The 14,618-nt window shown below is 65.4% G+C and carries 14 protein-coding genes; 8 read left to right on the top strand and 6 right to left on the bottom strand.

Annotated elements, in window-relative coordinates; genetic code table 11:
• The first annotated feature begins 155 nt into the window (after nt 1–155).
• Nucleotides 156–1,169 (top strand): formamidase, encoded by a 1,014-nt coding sequence (locus JQ507_08350; protein QRI71469.1) that lies wholly within the window; start codon nt 156–158, stop codon nt 1,167–1,169.
• A gap of 13 nt (nt 1,170–1,182) precedes the next feature.
• Here the strand turns inward: JQ507_08350 and JQ507_08345 are convergent, their stop codons facing one another.
• Nucleotides 1,183–2,223 (bottom strand): putative sulfate exporter family transporter, encoded by a 1,041-nt coding sequence (locus JQ507_08345; protein QRI73256.1) that lies wholly within the window; start codon nt 2,221–2,223, stop codon nt 1,183–1,185.
• Nucleotides 2,224–2,339: 116 nt separating this feature from the next.
• On the opposite strand from JQ507_08345, the gene JQ507_08340 reads away from it, so the two are divergent.
• Together JQ507_08340 and JQ507_08335 are read left to right on the top strand one after the other, a co-directional pair.
• Nucleotides 2,340–3,272 (top strand): LysR family transcriptional regulator, encoded by a 933-nt coding sequence (locus JQ507_08340; protein ID QRI71468.1) that lies wholly within the window; start codon nt 2,340–2,342, stop codon nt 3,270–3,272.
• Nucleotides 3,273–3,577: 305 nt separating this feature from the next.
• On the top strand, nt 3,578–4,003 hold the full coding sequence (locus JQ507_08335; protein QRI71467.1) for a hypothetical protein: 426 nt from the start codon (nt 3,578–3,580) through the stop codon (nt 4,001–4,003).
• A gap of 133 nt (nt 4,004–4,136) precedes the next feature.
• Here JQ507_08335 and JQ507_08330 read toward each other — a convergent pair whose 3' ends face one another.
• The 3 genes from JQ507_08330 to JQ507_08320 form a co-directional block, all read right to left on the bottom strand.
• Nucleotides 4,137–4,358 (bottom strand): hypothetical protein, encoded by a 222-nt coding sequence (locus JQ507_08330; GenBank protein ID QRI71466.1) that lies wholly within the window; start codon nt 4,356–4,358, stop codon nt 4,137–4,139.
• A 150-nt stretch (nt 4,359–4,508) separates the two neighbouring features.
• Nucleotides 4,509–5,747: a PAS domain-containing protein gene (locus JQ507_08325; GenBank protein ID QRI71465.1), complete on the bottom strand. Its 1,239-nt coding sequence runs from the start codon at nt 5,745–5,747 to the stop codon at nt 4,509–4,511.
• A gap of 130 nt (nt 5,748–5,877) precedes the next feature.
• Nucleotides 5,878–7,137 carry an allantoate amidohydrolase gene (locus tag JQ507_08320; protein ID QRI71464.1) on the bottom strand — a complete coding sequence of 420 codons (1,260 nt, stop codon included), beginning with the start codon at nt 7,135–7,137 and terminating at the stop codon, nt 5,878–5,880.
• Nucleotides 7,138–7,496: 359 nt separating this feature from the next.
• Here JQ507_08320 and JQ507_08315 point away from each other — a divergent pair, with 359 nt between their 5' ends.
• The 5 genes from JQ507_08315 to JQ507_08295 are packed head-to-tail and all read left to right on the top strand — an operon-like array spanning nt 7,497 to nt 12,868.
• On the top strand, nt 7,497–8,606 hold the full coding sequence (locus tag JQ507_08315; protein ID QRI71463.1) for a BMP family ABC transporter substrate-binding protein: 1,110 nt from the start codon (nt 7,497–7,499) through the stop codon (nt 8,604–8,606).
• Nucleotides 8,603–9,712: an ABC transporter permease gene (locus tag JQ507_08310; GenBank protein ID QRI71462.1), complete on the top strand. Its 1,110-nt coding sequence runs from the start codon at nt 8,603–8,605 to the stop codon at nt 9,710–9,712. Before JQ507_08315 ends, JQ507_08310 begins: the two co-directional genes overlap by 4 nt.
• Nucleotide 9,713: 1 nt before the next feature.
• Complete coding sequence (locus JQ507_08305) at nt 9,714–10,640, top strand: ABC transporter permease (GenBank protein ID QRI71461.1); 927 nt, start codon at nt 9,714–9,716, stop codon at nt 10,638–10,640.
• A gap of 15 nt (nt 10,641–10,655) precedes the next feature.
• Nucleotides 10,656–11,339, top strand: a complete 684-nt coding sequence (locus tag JQ507_08300; GenBank protein QRI71460.1) for a cysteine hydrolase — start codon at nt 10,656–10,658, stop codon at nt 11,337–11,339.
• Nucleotides 11,339–12,868 (top strand): ABC transporter ATP-binding protein, encoded by a 1,530-nt coding sequence (locus tag JQ507_08295; protein QRI73255.1) that lies wholly within the window; start codon nt 11,339–11,341, stop codon nt 12,866–12,868. The genes JQ507_08300 and JQ507_08295 overlap by 1 nt, the downstream gene beginning before the upstream one ends.
• Before the next feature lie 279 nt (nt 12,869–13,147).
• On the opposite strand, the gene puuE is transcribed toward JQ507_08295, so the two are convergent.
• On the bottom strand, nt 13,148–14,086 hold the full coding sequence (puuE, locus tag JQ507_08290) for an allantoinase PuuE (protein QRI71459.1): 939 nt from the start codon (nt 14,084–14,086) through the stop codon (nt 13,148–13,150).
• Nucleotide 14,087: 1 nt separating this feature from the next.
• Nucleotides 14,088–14,501: a DUF3830 family protein gene (locus JQ507_08285; GenBank protein ID QRI71458.1), complete on the bottom strand. Its 414-nt coding sequence runs from the start codon at nt 14,499–14,501 to the stop codon at nt 14,088–14,090.
• Nucleotides 14,502–14,618: the final 117 nt, after the last annotated feature.

The raw sequence follows: 14,618 nt of genomic DNA, 5'->3' as shown, positions 1-14,618 counted from the left end.
TGATTAAGCAAACCGCGTGCCACGACGCAATCACCGGCAGCTGATTTGCCGATCGTCCGATCCTGCTGGCATGATCGTTGCTAGCTGGGAGCCCGACCGAACGAAGATCATCGTTCGCGAAATGACAGCCCATTTCAACAGGCGGGAGGACAGGCATGAACGGACTTGGCGGCCTCAACAAGTCACCCAACGGCGTCGTGATCGGACTGGTGCAGCTGCAGCTGCCCGTGGTCGCGACCAGGGCCGATCTGGCGCGGCAGACCGAGCGCATCGTCTGGATGGTCGGCAAGGCGCGGCGCAATCTCGCCACCATGGACTTGGTCGTGTTTCCCGAATATTCGCTGCATGGCCTCTCGATGGATACCAATCCGGAGATCATGTGCCGGCTCGACGGGCCCGAAGTCGCAGCCTTCAGGCAGGCCTGCATCGACAACAAGATCTGGGGCTGCTTCTCCATCATGGAGTTCAACCCGCACGGCAATCCCTACAATTCAGGACTGATCATCGACGATCACGGCGAGATCAAGCTCTACTACCGCAAATTCCATCCCTGGATTCCGGTCGAGCCGTGGGAGCCGGGCGACATCGGCATTCCGGTGATCGACGGACCGAAGGGCGCGAAGCTCGCGCTGATCATCTGCCACGACGGCATGTTCCCGGAAATGGCGCGCGAATGCGCCTACAAGGGCGCCGAGATCATGATCCGCACCGCGGGATACACCGCGCCGATCCGCGACAGCTGGCGCTTCACCAACCAGGCCAATGCGTTCCAGAACCTGATGGTGACCGCCAATGTCTGCATGTGCGGCTCGGACGGCTCGTTCGACTCGATGGGCGAAGGCATGATCGTCAATTTCGACGGCAGCATCATCGCGCACGGCACCACCGGGCGGGCCGACGAGATCATCACCGCCGAGGTGCGGCCCGACCTCGTGCGCGAGGCGCGGATCAATTGGGGCGTCGAGAACAACATCTATCAGCTGTGGCACCGCGGCTATGTCGCGGTGAAGGGCGGCGCGATGGATTGCCCCTACACCTTCATGCAGGACATGGTGTCCGGCCGCTTCCGTCTGCCCTGGGAGGATCAGGTCAAGATCACCGACGGCACGTCCTGCGGCTTTGCCGCACCGACACGGATGTTCGGCAAGACCGCGAAAGCCGCCGAATAGCCGCCGCAAGCGGCTATTTGAAGCAGTGCACGAGACCGATGCTCAAGCCCAAGAGCAGCATCAGCGACAGCGTCACCGCGGCCGTCACCCGGCCGCCGACGGTCGAGAGCACACGCACATCGACGCCAAGGCCGAGCGCGGCCATCGAGAGCACGGTGAGGATCGCCGCCGTCCTGGTCACCGGTGCGATCGCGATGTCGGGCACCAGCTGGAACGAGCGCAGCGCGGCCAGCACCAGGAAACCGATGATGAACCACGGCACCAGCTTGAACGGGCTGATCGAGGCGGTCTTTGCCGCGCCCTCCTTCGCCGGCCCGCCCTCGCGCCGCCGCGCCACGACCAGCGAGAGGGCGACCACGATCGGGCCCAGCATCAGGACGCGCACCAGCTTCACCAGCGTGCCGATCTGGGTCGAGACGATGCCGGCCGGCACGGTCGCCGCCAGCACCTGCGGCACGGCATAGACCGTGAGCCCGGCGAGAATGCCGTATTGCGTCGCGGTCAGCTTCAGGAGCGGGATCAGGAGCGGCAGGCCGAGCACCATCAGCACGCCGAGGATGGCGGTGAACGAGATCGACGAGGCGATGTCGTCGCCATCGGCCTCGATCACCGGCGCCACCGCCGCGATCGCGGAATTGCCGCAGATCGAGTTGCCGCAGGCGATCAGGATCGCGAGTTTGGTCTTCAGCCCGAGCAGGCGGGCGAGGCCATAGCTCACCGCCAGCATGACCACGACCGTCGCGGCGATGGCGCCGATCAGGAGCCAGCCCGACGCCAGGATCGCGGCGAAGCTGATCGACGCGCCGAGCAGCATCACCGCGACCTCGAGCAGCTGCTTGGCGCTGAAGGCGATCCCCGAGCGCCAGCGCTCGGACGGGTCCCAGGCGGTCCGCACCGCCATCCCGAGCAGGATCGCGACCACCAGCGCCTCGATATAGGGGTGGTCGAAAACCCGCTCCTCGGCGGCCTGGATGCCGAGTGAGATGACGGTGACCGCTCCGCAGAGCAGAATGCCCGGAATGAGCAGGATGATGCCCTTCAGCACCCCCTGCATCCGCCCCTGATGTTGTTCTTGTTCCGGCACAAAATCCTCTTTTCGGAGAAGATTTTATGCGCCAGACCCCACTCATTGGCTAATATCTTTTCGGACTGCCCCGATAGAGAGAAGTTATGTCCCTCAACCTGCACCTGCTCCGCCTGTTCGCGGCCGTGGCGAGGACTGGAAGTTTTTCCCGCGCTGCCGACCTCCTGCACATCAGCCAGCCGGCGATCTCCAAGGGGGTGCGGGATTTTGAGCTGCAGGTCGGCTGCCGGCTGCTCGACCGCACACCGAAGGGGGTGCGGCCGACCCGGGAGGGCGCGGCGCTGGCCCGGCATGCCGAGACGCTGTTCGCGGCCGAGCGCGCCGCCGAGGACGAATTGCAGGCGCTGCGCAACCTCGACAGCGGCTCGCTGCGGATCGGCGCCAGCACGACGATCGCGACCTACATGGTCCCGGAATATCTCGGCGTGTTCCACCGCGCCTTTCCCGGCATCGACCTGCATGTCGTGAGCGCCAACACCAGCGACATCGCGGCGCTGATGCTCGGGCATGAGATCGAGATCGCGCTGGTCGAAGGGCCGGTCGAGGACGAGAACCTGACCAGCGACGCCTGGCGCACCGACGTGATGGTGTTGATCGCAGGCCCTGATCATCGCTTCGCGGCTGCCGCAGGCCCGATCGACGTCCGCCAGCTCAACGAAGAGATCCTGATCGTGCGCGAGCCGGGCTCCGGCACGCGCGAGGTGGTGGCACAGGCGCTGGCCGCCCACCGCGTCGAGCCGCAGCGGACGCTGGAGATCGGCAGCACCGAGGCGATCAAGCAGGCGGTCGCAGCGGGTGTCGGGGTCGCGATCGTATCGGTTGCAACGATCGACGATCAGGTCAAGCTCGGAAAACTGAAGGTGATCCCGATCAAGGGCGTCCACATCGAGCGCACGCTGTGGCAGCTCAAATCGCCCGGCCGGCTGGATGTGCCGGCGGCGGTCGCGTTCGAGGGGATCATCCGGGAGACAAGGGCCGCGAACACGGCGCCGCGGACGCGGGCCGCCAGAGCGCGATGAGACCGGAGTAACGCCCGCTTTCGCAGGCAAAGCCGAGACGCGATCCGACCCTGGCAATATCATCTTCTTGTAACCCGAAGACGCGATTAAACGAAAATGCGGAGCGCATACGTACCGCCGGATTCGAGAACGGTCCGGACCCGAATGCCGGATGGCTGAAACCAACGCTTTTGACCAATAGAGACTTCGCTCCGCGCGGCCGCTTACTGCTCGTTTCCAAGTAAGTTGATCCAAATCAACATGGCTCGGACGAGAGCACGTTATTTGCGAGCCGGTCGTGAAACGTTCAACTGAAGGAGGAGCGCATGAAGCCCCTTTCTGAACAACTCGCCGAATTGTCGGTGCGCGCAAGAAACGCCGAAGCTGCGTTTGCAGCCGCACAAAAGGAAGCGCGTGACAAGATCGAAGCGCGCAAAACGGAGGCGCTTTCGGCTGCAAAGACAGCAGTCGAAAAGATCAGCCAGCAAATCAAGTCGGTCGGCGAGTCTGCCAGCAGAGACAGGCAAGCGCTGCAAGCAAAGATCACTGCGGACGTGAACACCTTGAAGGCGTACGCGCTCCAGGCAAAGCATGATATCAAGGCGAACCTCGCCGAGGACCGCGCAAACCTTCTGGAAGAAGACGCCGGATTCGCCGTCGACTACGCCATAGCGTCGGTCGAACAGGCACAACTCGCCGTCCTCGACGCGATCGATGCTCGTCTTGCAGCCGAGCAGGCTAGACGCAGCTAGCTCTGCAAACCGAAGCCGCCTCCGTTCGCGGCTTCTTTCATATCACGCAGCGAATCGGTTGAGTGATTACGGTCTATCGAGAGAGTAAGAGCCCTTATACGAGAGATAGGCCGAGACCAAACCATCCTGCGCCTCAGAGCGCGGCGAACAGACCCTGCGCCCAGGCAACGACACGCTCGAAGCTGAACACGCCGGGCTCGAAATACACCGCGCGTGCCAGCACGATGCCGACCACCAGCACCCAGAACACGCCGGTGCCCGCGGTCTTCAGCCATTTCGACACGGCCTCGCTCCCGGCCGAGGAATCGACCGCGGGAACCGGCTCACCGAAGGGATCGAATGCGGATTGGCTCATCGTCGCGACCATCAGGGACTGCCGTGACAATGTCGCGACGGCGGGGGCAGAAGCAAGGGTCCCGGAATGCCTTTTGCACCCGTACCTTGGAAGGACGTTTTCCGACTCCCTGGCCGGGGAGTATTTCCTTCTCGGCTACCTGATCCGGCCTCAGCTGTCCGTCCCGCGCTGCGGGGCGATGAGCGGCAGCGTGATCCGCACGCGCGTTCCCATGCCTGGGGCACTGTCGAGATGCAGTTCTCCGCCCAGACGGTTGGTGACGATGTTGTGCACGATGTGCAGGCCAAGCCCGATCCGGCCGATGTCGCGGCGCGTGGTGAAGAAGGGATCGAAGGCCTGCCGCAGCACGTCGCGGTCCATCCCGCAGCCGTCATCGGCGAACAGGATCTCGACCCGGTCCGCGCCTGACGCGCGCAGCCGGATCGTGATGGTGCCGCCCTTGCCGTCCGGAAATGCATGCGCGACCGCATTGACGAACAGATTGGTCAGCACCTGACCGTAAGGACCGGGATAGCTGTTCATCGCCAGACCCGACGGACAATCGACCTCGAGCGCCAGATTGTTCTTCGGCAACGCCGGGCGCAGGTTCGAAAGAACTTGTTCCGTCACCTCGCCGAGATCGAACGCGCTGCGATCGAAATAGCTGCGATCGACGGCGACCTGCTTGAATGACTGCACCAGGTCCGCTGCGCGCTTGAGGTTGCCGACCAAGAGCGACGACGCGCTTTCGACGACCTCGATGAAATCGCTCAGACTCGAGCGCTTCAGCTTGCCGCGCGCTGCCTCGGCGGCGAAGTCGGCGCATTTCTGCTCCAGCACCGAGGCGACCGTGAGGCTGGTGCCGACCGGGCTGTTGATCTCATGCGCGACGCCGGCCACCAGCCGGCCCAGCGCCGCGAGCTTCTCCGCCTCGATCAGCGACGCCTGGGTCTCCTGCAGATGATGCAAGGCCTTCTCGGCCGCATCCCGCGCCGCGCGGATCTCGCGTTCGCTGCGCTTGCGATCGGTGATCTCCTCAGCCGCAACGTTGACGCCGACGATGCTGCCGTTCGGCTCGCGCTGCGGATGCCAATGCGTGATCCAGCATCGCTCGTCATTGTGGCCCGGACGCTGGCCGTAGACCTCGACGCCGGTCACGGGCTCGCCGGTCTCCATGATCGAGCGAACGATGCCTTCGACCGCGGTGGCCAGCGCGGGCACGCAATCATGCACGGTGCGTCCGAGATGGCCTTCGACCGAGATGCCGCAGATCTCGGTGAGCCGCTGATTGATCTGGAGATAACGGCAGTCCGGAGAGAGGTAGGCGAGACCGATCGGTGCAGTGTCGTAGATCAGCTGCAGCGCCGGTTGTTTTGGGAACTGAACGTCCTGGACGACGGACGACCGCATGTCCTTCCCCCCGTTGGCACCAAGTCTAGCCGTTCACGGCCGGCGCGCAAATAGGCCGACTGTGCCAGGCAACGGCGATCAAATCTGTCCAGATTCGGCACGGACGGACGACCGCCCAGCCGCGGCACCTTCACATATTCACTGTACCGTGCGGTCGGAAATTCTCGACGAAACGCAGCAGCACCCGCGCGCCGGTGTCGGCGTCGGCGAGCTCGACGTGCTCGGCCGGATTGTGGCTGATCCCGCCGCGGCAGCGCACGAAGATCATGCCGATATCGGCGACATCGACCATCGCCATGCCGTCGTGCCCTGCCCCGCTCGGCAGTTCGAACACGGTATGGCCCTCGGCTGCGACAGCCTCGGCGATCTGCGCCTTCAGCCATGGCGCGCAGGGCACGCTGCGGTTCTCGTGGGTGACGTCGATCTGCAGCGCGAGCTCGCGTCGCTTTGCGATCGCCTCGATCTGCCGCACGATGTCGGCGACCGCGCGTTTGCGATGCATGTCGCTCTGCGAGCGGATGTCCATGGTGAAGGACACCTTGCCCGGGATCACGTTGGTGGCGCCGGGCATCGCGTTGATATAGCCGACGGTGCCGACGAGGCCGGCTTCATCGCTCCGGCAGAATTGCTCGATCGCAACGATGCATTCGGCGGCGCCCGCCAGCGCATCCCGCCGCAGCGGCATCGGCACGGTGCCGGCATGGCCGGCGAATCCTGTGAGACTGGCGGCGAGCCGCGTCGCACCTGAAATCGCGGAGACGACACCGACCGGCAGCGCCTTCTGTTCCAGCACGGGCCCCTGCTCGATGTGCAGCTCGACATAGCCGAGCAGCTCGCGACGCACGCGCGCCGCCTTGCCGATATGATCGGGATCGAGGCCGAAGGCGATCAGCGCATCGCGCATCGAGATGCCGGCGCGGTCGCTTGTGTTGAGCACGCTCTCGTCGAACGTGCCGGCAACCGCCCGGCTGCCGAGCAGGGTCGAGGCGAAGCGCACGCCCTCCTCGTCCGCGAAGCCCACGATCTCGATTGCGAACGGCAGCCGCTTGCCCCGCCGGTTGAGGTCGGCGACGCAGGCGATCGCGGTGATGACGCCAAGCGGGCCGTCCCACCTTCCGGCATCGCGCACGGTGTCGTAATGCGAGCCGAGCATCAACGCCGGCAGGCCCGGCCGCTCGCCCTCGTAGCGGCCGCAGACATTGCCGATCGCATCGAGATGCGCGCTCATGCCGGCCTCGCGCATCCAGGACAGGATGAGGTCGGCCGCCTTGCGATGCTCCTCGGTGAGGAAAATGCGCGCCAGATGCTCCGGCGTCTCCGAGATCGCCGCGAGCTGATCGATCCGCGCCACGATCTCGTCGCCAAGGGAAGACGGATTCTTCTCGCTCATACTGTTTCCCATCGGTCGAACCGGCGCCGGAGCCCACTCCACTCGTAGCAGGCCCGGTCCGATTCACCAGCCGGCAAATGCCGCCTTCCGGCCGGGCGCGCATCGGCCGCTCGGCGGTTAGCGGCTGCTTAACGGCATTGCATACAATGAGGATTGATCGCATACAAATTAGGCAATTTTGGCTCTGCCGATTCCAAAGGCGAACCACGTCGACCGTCGTTCGCATTCATAATCAGCTACTTACGGAACCGTGATCGCCAAACGTGCTCTGGCATGAAGCTTGCGACACTCTGTCAAGCGCCGCCGTTACGGCGGCTGCACAAGGACAGGCGGGCCCGCCCCGCCGGAGGGAGCAGGCGATGGATTTTAGCAGGATTTCGAGAAGGCATTTATTGCAGGGAAGCGCGGCATTGGCGCTAGGCAGCTCGCTCGGCGTTCGCGGCGCTGCGGCTGCGGAAACCACGGTCGGCTTCATCTATGTCGGGTCCCGCGACGACTACGGCTACAACCAGGCCCACGCCCAGGGCGCCGCGGCGCTGAAGAAGCTGCCCGGCATCAAGGTGGTCGAGGAAGAGAAGGTGCCGGAGACCGACGCGGTCGAGAAGACCATCGAGTCCATGATCAACCTCGACGGCGCCTCGCTGCTGTTTCCGACCTCGTTCGGCTACTACAACCCGCACGTTCTCAAGATGGCGGCCAAGTTTCCGAAGATGCACTTCGAGCATTGCGGCGGCCTGTGGACCGACAAGGACCCGAAGAACGCCGGCAGCTATTTCGGCTACATCGACGAGGCGCAATACATCTCCGGCATCGTCGCCGGCTATTCGACCAAGAGCGGCAAGCTCGGCTTCGTCGCCGCCAAGCCGATCCCGCAGGTGCTGCGCAACATCAACGCCTTCACGCTCGGCGCCCGGCTCGCCAATCCGAAGGCGACGACGCAGGTGATCTTCACCGGCGACTGGTCGATGCCGGTCAAGGAAGCCGAGGCCACCAACAGCCTGATCGACCAGGGCGTCGACGTGCTGACCTGCCATGTCGACGGACCGAAGACGATGGTCGAGAACGCCGCGCGCCGCGGCGCGATGGTGTGCGGCTATCACGTCAACCAGTCGCCGTTGGCCCCGAAGGCCTATCTCACCGGCGCCGAGTGGAACTGGGAGGCGCTGTATCCGAAGTTCGTCAAGATGATCGTGGCGGGCGAAGCGATCCCGAACTTCTATCGCGGCGGCCTGAAGGAAGAGATCGTCAAGGTCTCGCCCTATGGCGAGATGGTCTCGGCGGAAGCACGCAAGCATGCCGACGACGTCAAGGCCAAGTTCATGTCCGGCGAATACACGATCTTCAAGGGCCCGATCGCCGACAACAAGGGCAAGACGGTGATCGCCGGCGGCACCGATCGCGGCCAGCAGGATCCCGAACTCGAGAAGATGGACTATCTGGTCGAGGGCGTGATCGGAGCCACCGCGTGACGACCGAGGCGGCGGAATCGGTGGAGGCGGCCGGCGTTGCTCCGGCCGCCGATCCCGGCTTCCTCCAGCGCTACGGCGCGAGCATCGAATATATCCTGATCCCCGGCGCGGCGCTGGTCGGCGCGCTCGCGGTGTTCGGCATCTTCGTCGCGCTCTACGGCAAGAACCCGCTCGATCTCTATTTCTACATGTATTACGGCGCGTTCGGCACCGCCTTCTCCTGGCAGAACACGCTGACCCGCGCCGCGCCCCTGATCCTGACCGCGCTGTGCACGGCGCTGCCGGCGCAGCTCGGCATGGTGATCATCGGAGGCGAAGGCGCGCTGCTGATCGGCGCGCTGTCGGCGACATCGGCGGCGCTGGCGCTGCAAGGTGCGGCGCCGCTCGTGGTGCAGATCGCGATGGTGATCGCGGGCATGATCGGCGGCGGCCTCTGGATCATGCTGTCGGGCGGCCTGCGGCAGTATCGCGGGGTCAACGAGACGATCTCGAGCCTGCTGCTGGTGTATATCGCGCTGGCGATCCTCAACCATCTGGTCGAGGGACCGATGCGCGATCCGGCGAGCCTTAACAAGCCGTCGACCCGCGAGATCGGCGCCGCCAACATGATCGGCACGATTCCCGGCACCGACGTGCATTGGGGCCTGGTGTTCGGCCTGGTGGCAGCCATTGCCGCCTACATCCTGATCTATCACACCACGTTCGGCTTCGCCGCGCGCGTTGCCGGCGGCAACATCCGCGCCGCCAAGATCGTCGGGCTTTCGGTCGGCAAGCTGATCCTGACCGTCTGCTTCCTCGCCGGCAGCTGCGCCGGGCTCGCCGGCATGATCGAGGTCGCGGCGGTGCAGGGCCGCACCAACGCCAACCTCGCCGCGGGCTACGGCTTCACCGGCATCCTGGTCGCGTTCCTGGCGCGGCAGAATCCGCTGGCGATCATTCCGGTGGCGATCCTGCTCGGCGGCATCTCGGCCTCCGGCGGACTGTTGCAGCGGCGGCTCGGCCTGCCCGACGCCTCGGTGCTGGTGCTGCAAGGCATCATCTTCGTGTTCGTACTGGCGAGCGACGCGCTTTACGGACGGATCGGCTTCCTGAAGGGAAAGTCCTGACATGGCGGACGCATCGCTCGGGCTCTGGACCGTCCCGCTCGCTGTGTTCGGCGGCGCCATCCGCGTCTCGACGCCGTTTTTGTTCGTCAGCCTCGGCGAGTGCATCACCGAGCGATCCGGCCGCATCAATCTCGGTCTCGAGGGCACGCTGGTGATGGGCGCGCTGAGCGCCTATGGCATCTCCTATCTCTCCGGCTCGCCATGGCTCGGCGTGCTCGCGGCCGGCATCACCGGCGCGCTGTTCGGCGCGCTGCATGCCGGGATCTGCTCGCTGCCGCGCGTCAACGACATCGCGGTCGGCATCGCGCTGATGCTGCTCGGCACCGGACTCGCGTTCTTCCTCGGCAAGCCACTGATCGAGCCGACCGCGGCACGGCTGCCGGCGATCGATTTCGGCTGGTGGAGCGACATCCCGCAGCTCCGCGCGGCGCTGCGCATCAACGTGCTGTTCCTGATCGGCGTCGCGATCGCGCCGCTGCTGTACTGGGCATTCAGGACCACGCGCTGGGGCCTGTTGATCCGCACCGCCGGCGAGAGCGCGGACGCGGCGCGTGCGATGGGCCATTCGGTGCTTCTGATCAGGCTGCGCGCCACCATGGTCGGTGGCTTCCTCGCCGGCATCGGCGGCTCGTTCCTGTCGCTGTTCTATCCCGGCAGCTGGAACGAAGGCCTCTCCTCGGGACAAGGCATCACCGCCGTGGCGCTGGTGATCTTCGCGCGCTGGGACCCGATGCTGTGCCTGTGGGCCTCGCTCGCCTTCGGCGGCGCCGCAGCCCTCGGGCCGGCGCTGCAATCGGTCGGCATTACCTCCGGCTATCATTTGTTCAACGCCGCGCCCTACATCCTGACCCTGGCGATCATGATCATCACCTGCTCGCCGAAGCGCACGCTGACCGGCGCACCGGCCGAATTGTCCATCACCCGATAGACCGCGAGATCATTCATGCCCGAGCGCTTCATCAAATCCGAGCCCTACGCCTGGCCCTACAACGGCGACCTGCGGCCGGAGAACACCGCGCTCATCATCATCGACATGCAGACCGATTTCTGCGGCGTCGGCGGCTATGTCGACAAGATGGGCTATGACCTCTCGCTCACGCGGGCGCCGATCGAGCCGATCAAGAAGCTGCTCGCGGTGATGCGCGCGCAGGGTTTTCACATCATCCACACCCGCGAAGGCCACCGGCCTGACCTGGCCGACCTGCCAGACAACAAACGCTGGCGCTCGCGCCAGATCGGCGCCGGGATCGGCGACCCCGGTCCGTGCGGCCGCATCCTGGTGCGCGGCGAGCCGGGCTGGGACATCATCCCCGATCTGGCGCCGCTGCCGGGCGAGCCCATCATCGACAAGCCCGGCAAGGGCTCGTTCTGCGCCACCGACCTCGAACTGATGCTGCGGCTGCGCGGCATCGAGAACATCGTGCTGACCGGCATCACCACCGACGTCTGCGTCCACACCACGATGCGCGAGGCCAACGACCGCGGCTTCGAATGCGTGCTGGTCGAGGACTGCTGCGGCGCGACCGACCGGAGCAACCACGACCACGCGCTGAAGATGATCAAGATGCAGGGCGGCGTGTTCGGCGCGGTGACCAGATCCGCCGACCTGATCGGAGCGCTGTCGTGATCATCGGCGAACCGCCCGCACCGTCAGGCGCGTTCGGCGTCGACGCCATCGCCGTGACGATGCGGTTCGGCGACTTTCTCGCGCTCGACAATGTCGAACTGAAAGTGCGCCCCGGCTCGTTCCACGCCCTGCTGGGCGAGAACGGCGCGGGCAAGAGCACGCTCGTGAAATGCATCATGGGCTATTACCACGCCACCGAGGGCGACATCATCGTCGGCGGCCGCCAGCAGAGCATAGCCAATCCGAAGAACGCGCATGCGCTCGGTCTCGGCATGGTCTACCAGCACTTTACCCTCGTGCCGGCGATGACGGTCGCCGAGAACCTGGTCCTGGCACGCGACGACGTGCCCTCGATCGTCGATTGGCGCAAGGAGAAGAAGGAGCTTGAGGCCTTCCTGGCGCGGATGCCGTTCAAGGTGCCGCTCGACGCAAAAGTCTCCGACATCTCCGCCGGCGAACGGCAGAAATGCGAGATCCTCAAGCAGCTCTATCTGAAGCGCCGCTTCCTGATCCTGGACGAGCCGACCTCGGTGCTGACGCCGGGCGAAGCCGACGAAGTGCTCGGCATGCTGCGCGCGATGGTCGTCGCGGGCGAACTGACCATCCTGATGATCACGCACAAGTTCCGCGAGGTGATGGCGTTTGCCGACGAGGTGACGATCCTGCGCCGCGGCAAGCTCGCCGGCACCGGCCGGGTCGCCGACCTCACGCCCGACGAGATGGCCCGCACCATGATCGGCGCCGAGCAGCTGACGGTGCAGCCGCCGCGCACCGGCGAGACCGGCGCAGCGCGGCTCGAGCTCGACAGACTCACCGCGCTTGACGATGCCGGCGCGATCGCGGTGCATGGCGTCTCGCTGACGGTGAAGAGCGGCGAGATCGTCGGCATCGCCGGCGTCTCCGGCAACGGCCAGCGCCAACTGGTCGAGGTGCTGGCCGGCCAGCGCGAGGCCGAGAGCGGCGTGATCCGCGTCCAGGGCGAGGCCTATGCGGCGAGCCGCGAGGAGATGCGGCGGCACAGGATGTCACTGCTGCCGGAGGAGCCGCTGAAGAACGCCTGTGTCGGCGGCATGAGCGTCGCCGACAACATCGCGTTTCGTGAATTCGACCGCGCCCCGTTCGCCCGCGGCGGCTGGTGGCTGAACGGCAAAGCGTTCAGGAGCGATGCGGAGCGCAAGATCAACCGCTACAAGATCAAGACCCGCACGCCGGAGACGCCGATTGCCGCGCTCTCCGGCGGCAACGTGCAGCGCGCGGTGCTGGCACGCGAGCTGTCGGGCGACGTCGAAGTGCTGATCGCCGCCAATCCCTGCTTCGGGCTCGACTTCGCTGCGGTGGCGCAGATCCATGCCGAGATCATGGCCGCCCGCAACCGTGGCGCGGCGGTGCTTTTGGTCAGCGAAGACCTCGACGAGCTCTTGGAGTTGTCGGATCGGCTGGTCGTGATGTTCCACGGCGCGTTCGTCCACGAGGCCCGGGCCAGCGAAGCCGACCTCACCGAGATCGGCCGGCATATGGCGGGGCATTGAGGTTCTCCCTCACCCGGAACGCATCTGGCGATGCGTTCCGGCCTTTCCCCGCAGGCAGCATGACAAAAGTTCGGTGTCGTCCCGGCGTAGGCCGGGACCAATAACCACAGGGCCTTGTTGTTGAACAAGGCTGTGCCCCCAGCTCGATTTTATCACCACGCCCTGTGGTTTTGGGTCCCGGATCTGCGCTGCGCTTGTCCGGGACGACGAAGTTCTTTGCCATATGCGATTGCCCTGCCGCAGGCGAGGCGAAGTGGCCACGAGTCGCTAACGACCGCGCTAGCCGATCTCGAACGCCTGCTCAGCGAGATGCCTGAGATTGGCCTGCCAGTGCTCGGCGATCTGAAGCCGGGTCGGCACCCAGACGTGCTCGTGCTTCCCGATGTAATCGAGGAAGCGCATCAGCGCGGCCGCGCGACCAGGACGGCCGACGACACGGCAATGCAGGCCGACCGACATCATTTTCGGTGACGTCGCGCCCTCGGCATAGAGCACGTCGAAACTATCCTTCAGATAGGTGTAGAACTCGTCGCCGCCGCCAAAACCCTGTGCGTTGATGAAGCGCATGTCGTTGGCATCGAGCGTATAGGGGATCACGAGATGCGGCTCGGTGCCGGCAGCCTTGATCCAGTACGGCAGATCGTCGGCATAGGAATCGCAGAGATAGCGCAGACCGCCCGCTTCCATCAAAATCCGCAGCGTGTTGATCGAGGAGCGGCCGGTGTACCAGCCGAGCGGCCGCGCGCCGGTCGCCTCGGTATGCACGGCGATGGCGCGCGCGATCTCCGCGCGCTCCTCGTCCTCCGACATGTCCCTGTGCTCGACCCAGCGCAGGCTGTGGCTTGCGATATCCCAGCCCGCCTCCTGCATCGCGGCGACCACATCCGGATTGCGCTTCAGCGCCATCGCGACGCCGAACACCGTCGCCGGCAGCTTCCGCTCGGTGAACATCCGCCACAGCCGCCAGAAGCCGGCGCGCGAGCCATATTCGAACATCGTTTCGATATTGGCGTGACGCTGGCCGACCCAGGGCTGCGCGCCGAGCACGTCCGACAGGAACGCTTCCGAGGCGCGATCGCCGTGCAGGATGTTGTTCTCGCCACCCTCCTCGAAATTGACCACGAACTGCACGGCGATCCGCGCAGCATCCGGCCATTTCGGATCCGGCGGGTTGCGGCCGTAGCCGCGGAGATCGCGCGGATAGCGGGCCTCGGTCACATCAGATTTCCTCGAACCGGATGTTCTGCGCGCCCTTCCACAGCACGGTCTTGCCGAACGCGGTGAGGTTCTCCAGCCCCGAGGTCAGCGTGATGAAATGATTGCCGGCGAGCTGGCCCATCTTGCTGGCGAAGTGCACGCCGCCATAGGCGAGCAGGATCTCGGTCTCGCTGATGCCGCCGGGATAGAGGATGATCTGGCCCGGCGCCGGATAGCTGGTGTGGTTCTCGTAGGAGACGCCGAAATCGAGATCGCCGAGCGGCATCCAGACGCCTTCGCCGCTCCAGCGCACGTGGATCGCCTGGCTCTCGAACGGCATCGCCTTGCGGAACGCGGCGACCGTCTTCGGCGCCAGCTGTTCCTCGAAACGGGCGTCAAAGGTGAAATCGCCGGCGCGGACAATCAGTTTGCTCATCGGACTCTCGTGGTAGCTGGAAGAAGTGATACCCCAACCATTGCCGCCGGCCCGCGCCGGACGCAAGGCCGATTCCGGCCCCGGAAGCCGGTTTTTCGCCGCATGCCGGCTGCGGCA

Source organism: Bradyrhizobium sp. PSBB068 (assembly GCA_016839165.1).
Classification (GTDB): Bacteria; Pseudomonadota; Alphaproteobacteria; order Rhizobiales; family Xanthobacteraceae; genus Bradyrhizobium.
This window is presented reverse-complemented; position numbering and strand designations above follow the sequence as displayed.

What these genes read in the sequence shown, in the direction of transcription:
- JQ507_08350 (QRI71469.1), top strand. Translation starts at nt 156, where the DNA reads ATGAACGGACTTGGCGGCCTCAACAAGTCACCCAACGGCGTCGTGATC.
- JQ507_08305 (QRI71461.1), top strand. Translation starts at nt 9,714, where the DNA reads ATGGCGGACGCATCGCTCGGGCTCTGGACCGTCCCGCTCGCTGTGTTC.
- JQ507_08330 (QRI71466.1), bottom strand. Translation starts at nt 4,358, where the DNA reads ATGAGCCAATCCGCATTCGATCCCTTCGGTGAGCCGGTTCCCGCGGTC.
- JQ507_08335 (QRI71467.1), top strand. Translation starts at nt 3,578, where the DNA reads ATGAAGCCCCTTTCTGAACAACTCGCCGAATTGTCGGTGCGCGCAAGA.
- JQ507_08320 (QRI71464.1), bottom strand. Translation starts at nt 7,137, where the DNA reads ATGAGCGAGAAGAATCCGTCTTCCCTTGGCGACGAGATCGTGGCGCGG.
- JQ507_08300 (QRI71460.1), top strand. Translation starts at nt 10,656, where the DNA reads ATGCCCGAGCGCTTCATCAAATCCGAGCCCTACGCCTGGCCCTACAAC.
- JQ507_08345 (QRI73256.1), bottom strand. Translation starts at nt 2,223, where the DNA reads ATGCAGGGGGTGCTGAAGGGCATCATCCTGCTCATTCCGGGCATTCTG.
- JQ507_08325 (QRI71465.1), bottom strand. Translation starts at nt 5,747, where the DNA reads ATGCGGTCGTCCGTCGTCCAGGACGTTCAGTTCCCAAAACAACCGGCG.
- JQ507_08315 (QRI71463.1), top strand. Translation starts at nt 7,497, where the DNA reads ATGGATTTTAGCAGGATTTCGAGAAGGCATTTATTGCAGGGAAGCGCG.
- JQ507_08340 (QRI71468.1), top strand. Translation starts at nt 2,340, where the DNA reads ATGTCCCTCAACCTGCACCTGCTCCGCCTGTTCGCGGCCGTGGCGAGG.
- JQ507_08285 (QRI71458.1), bottom strand. Translation starts at nt 14,501, where the DNA reads ATGAGCAAACTGATTGTCCGCGCCGGCGATTTCACCTTTGACGCCCGT.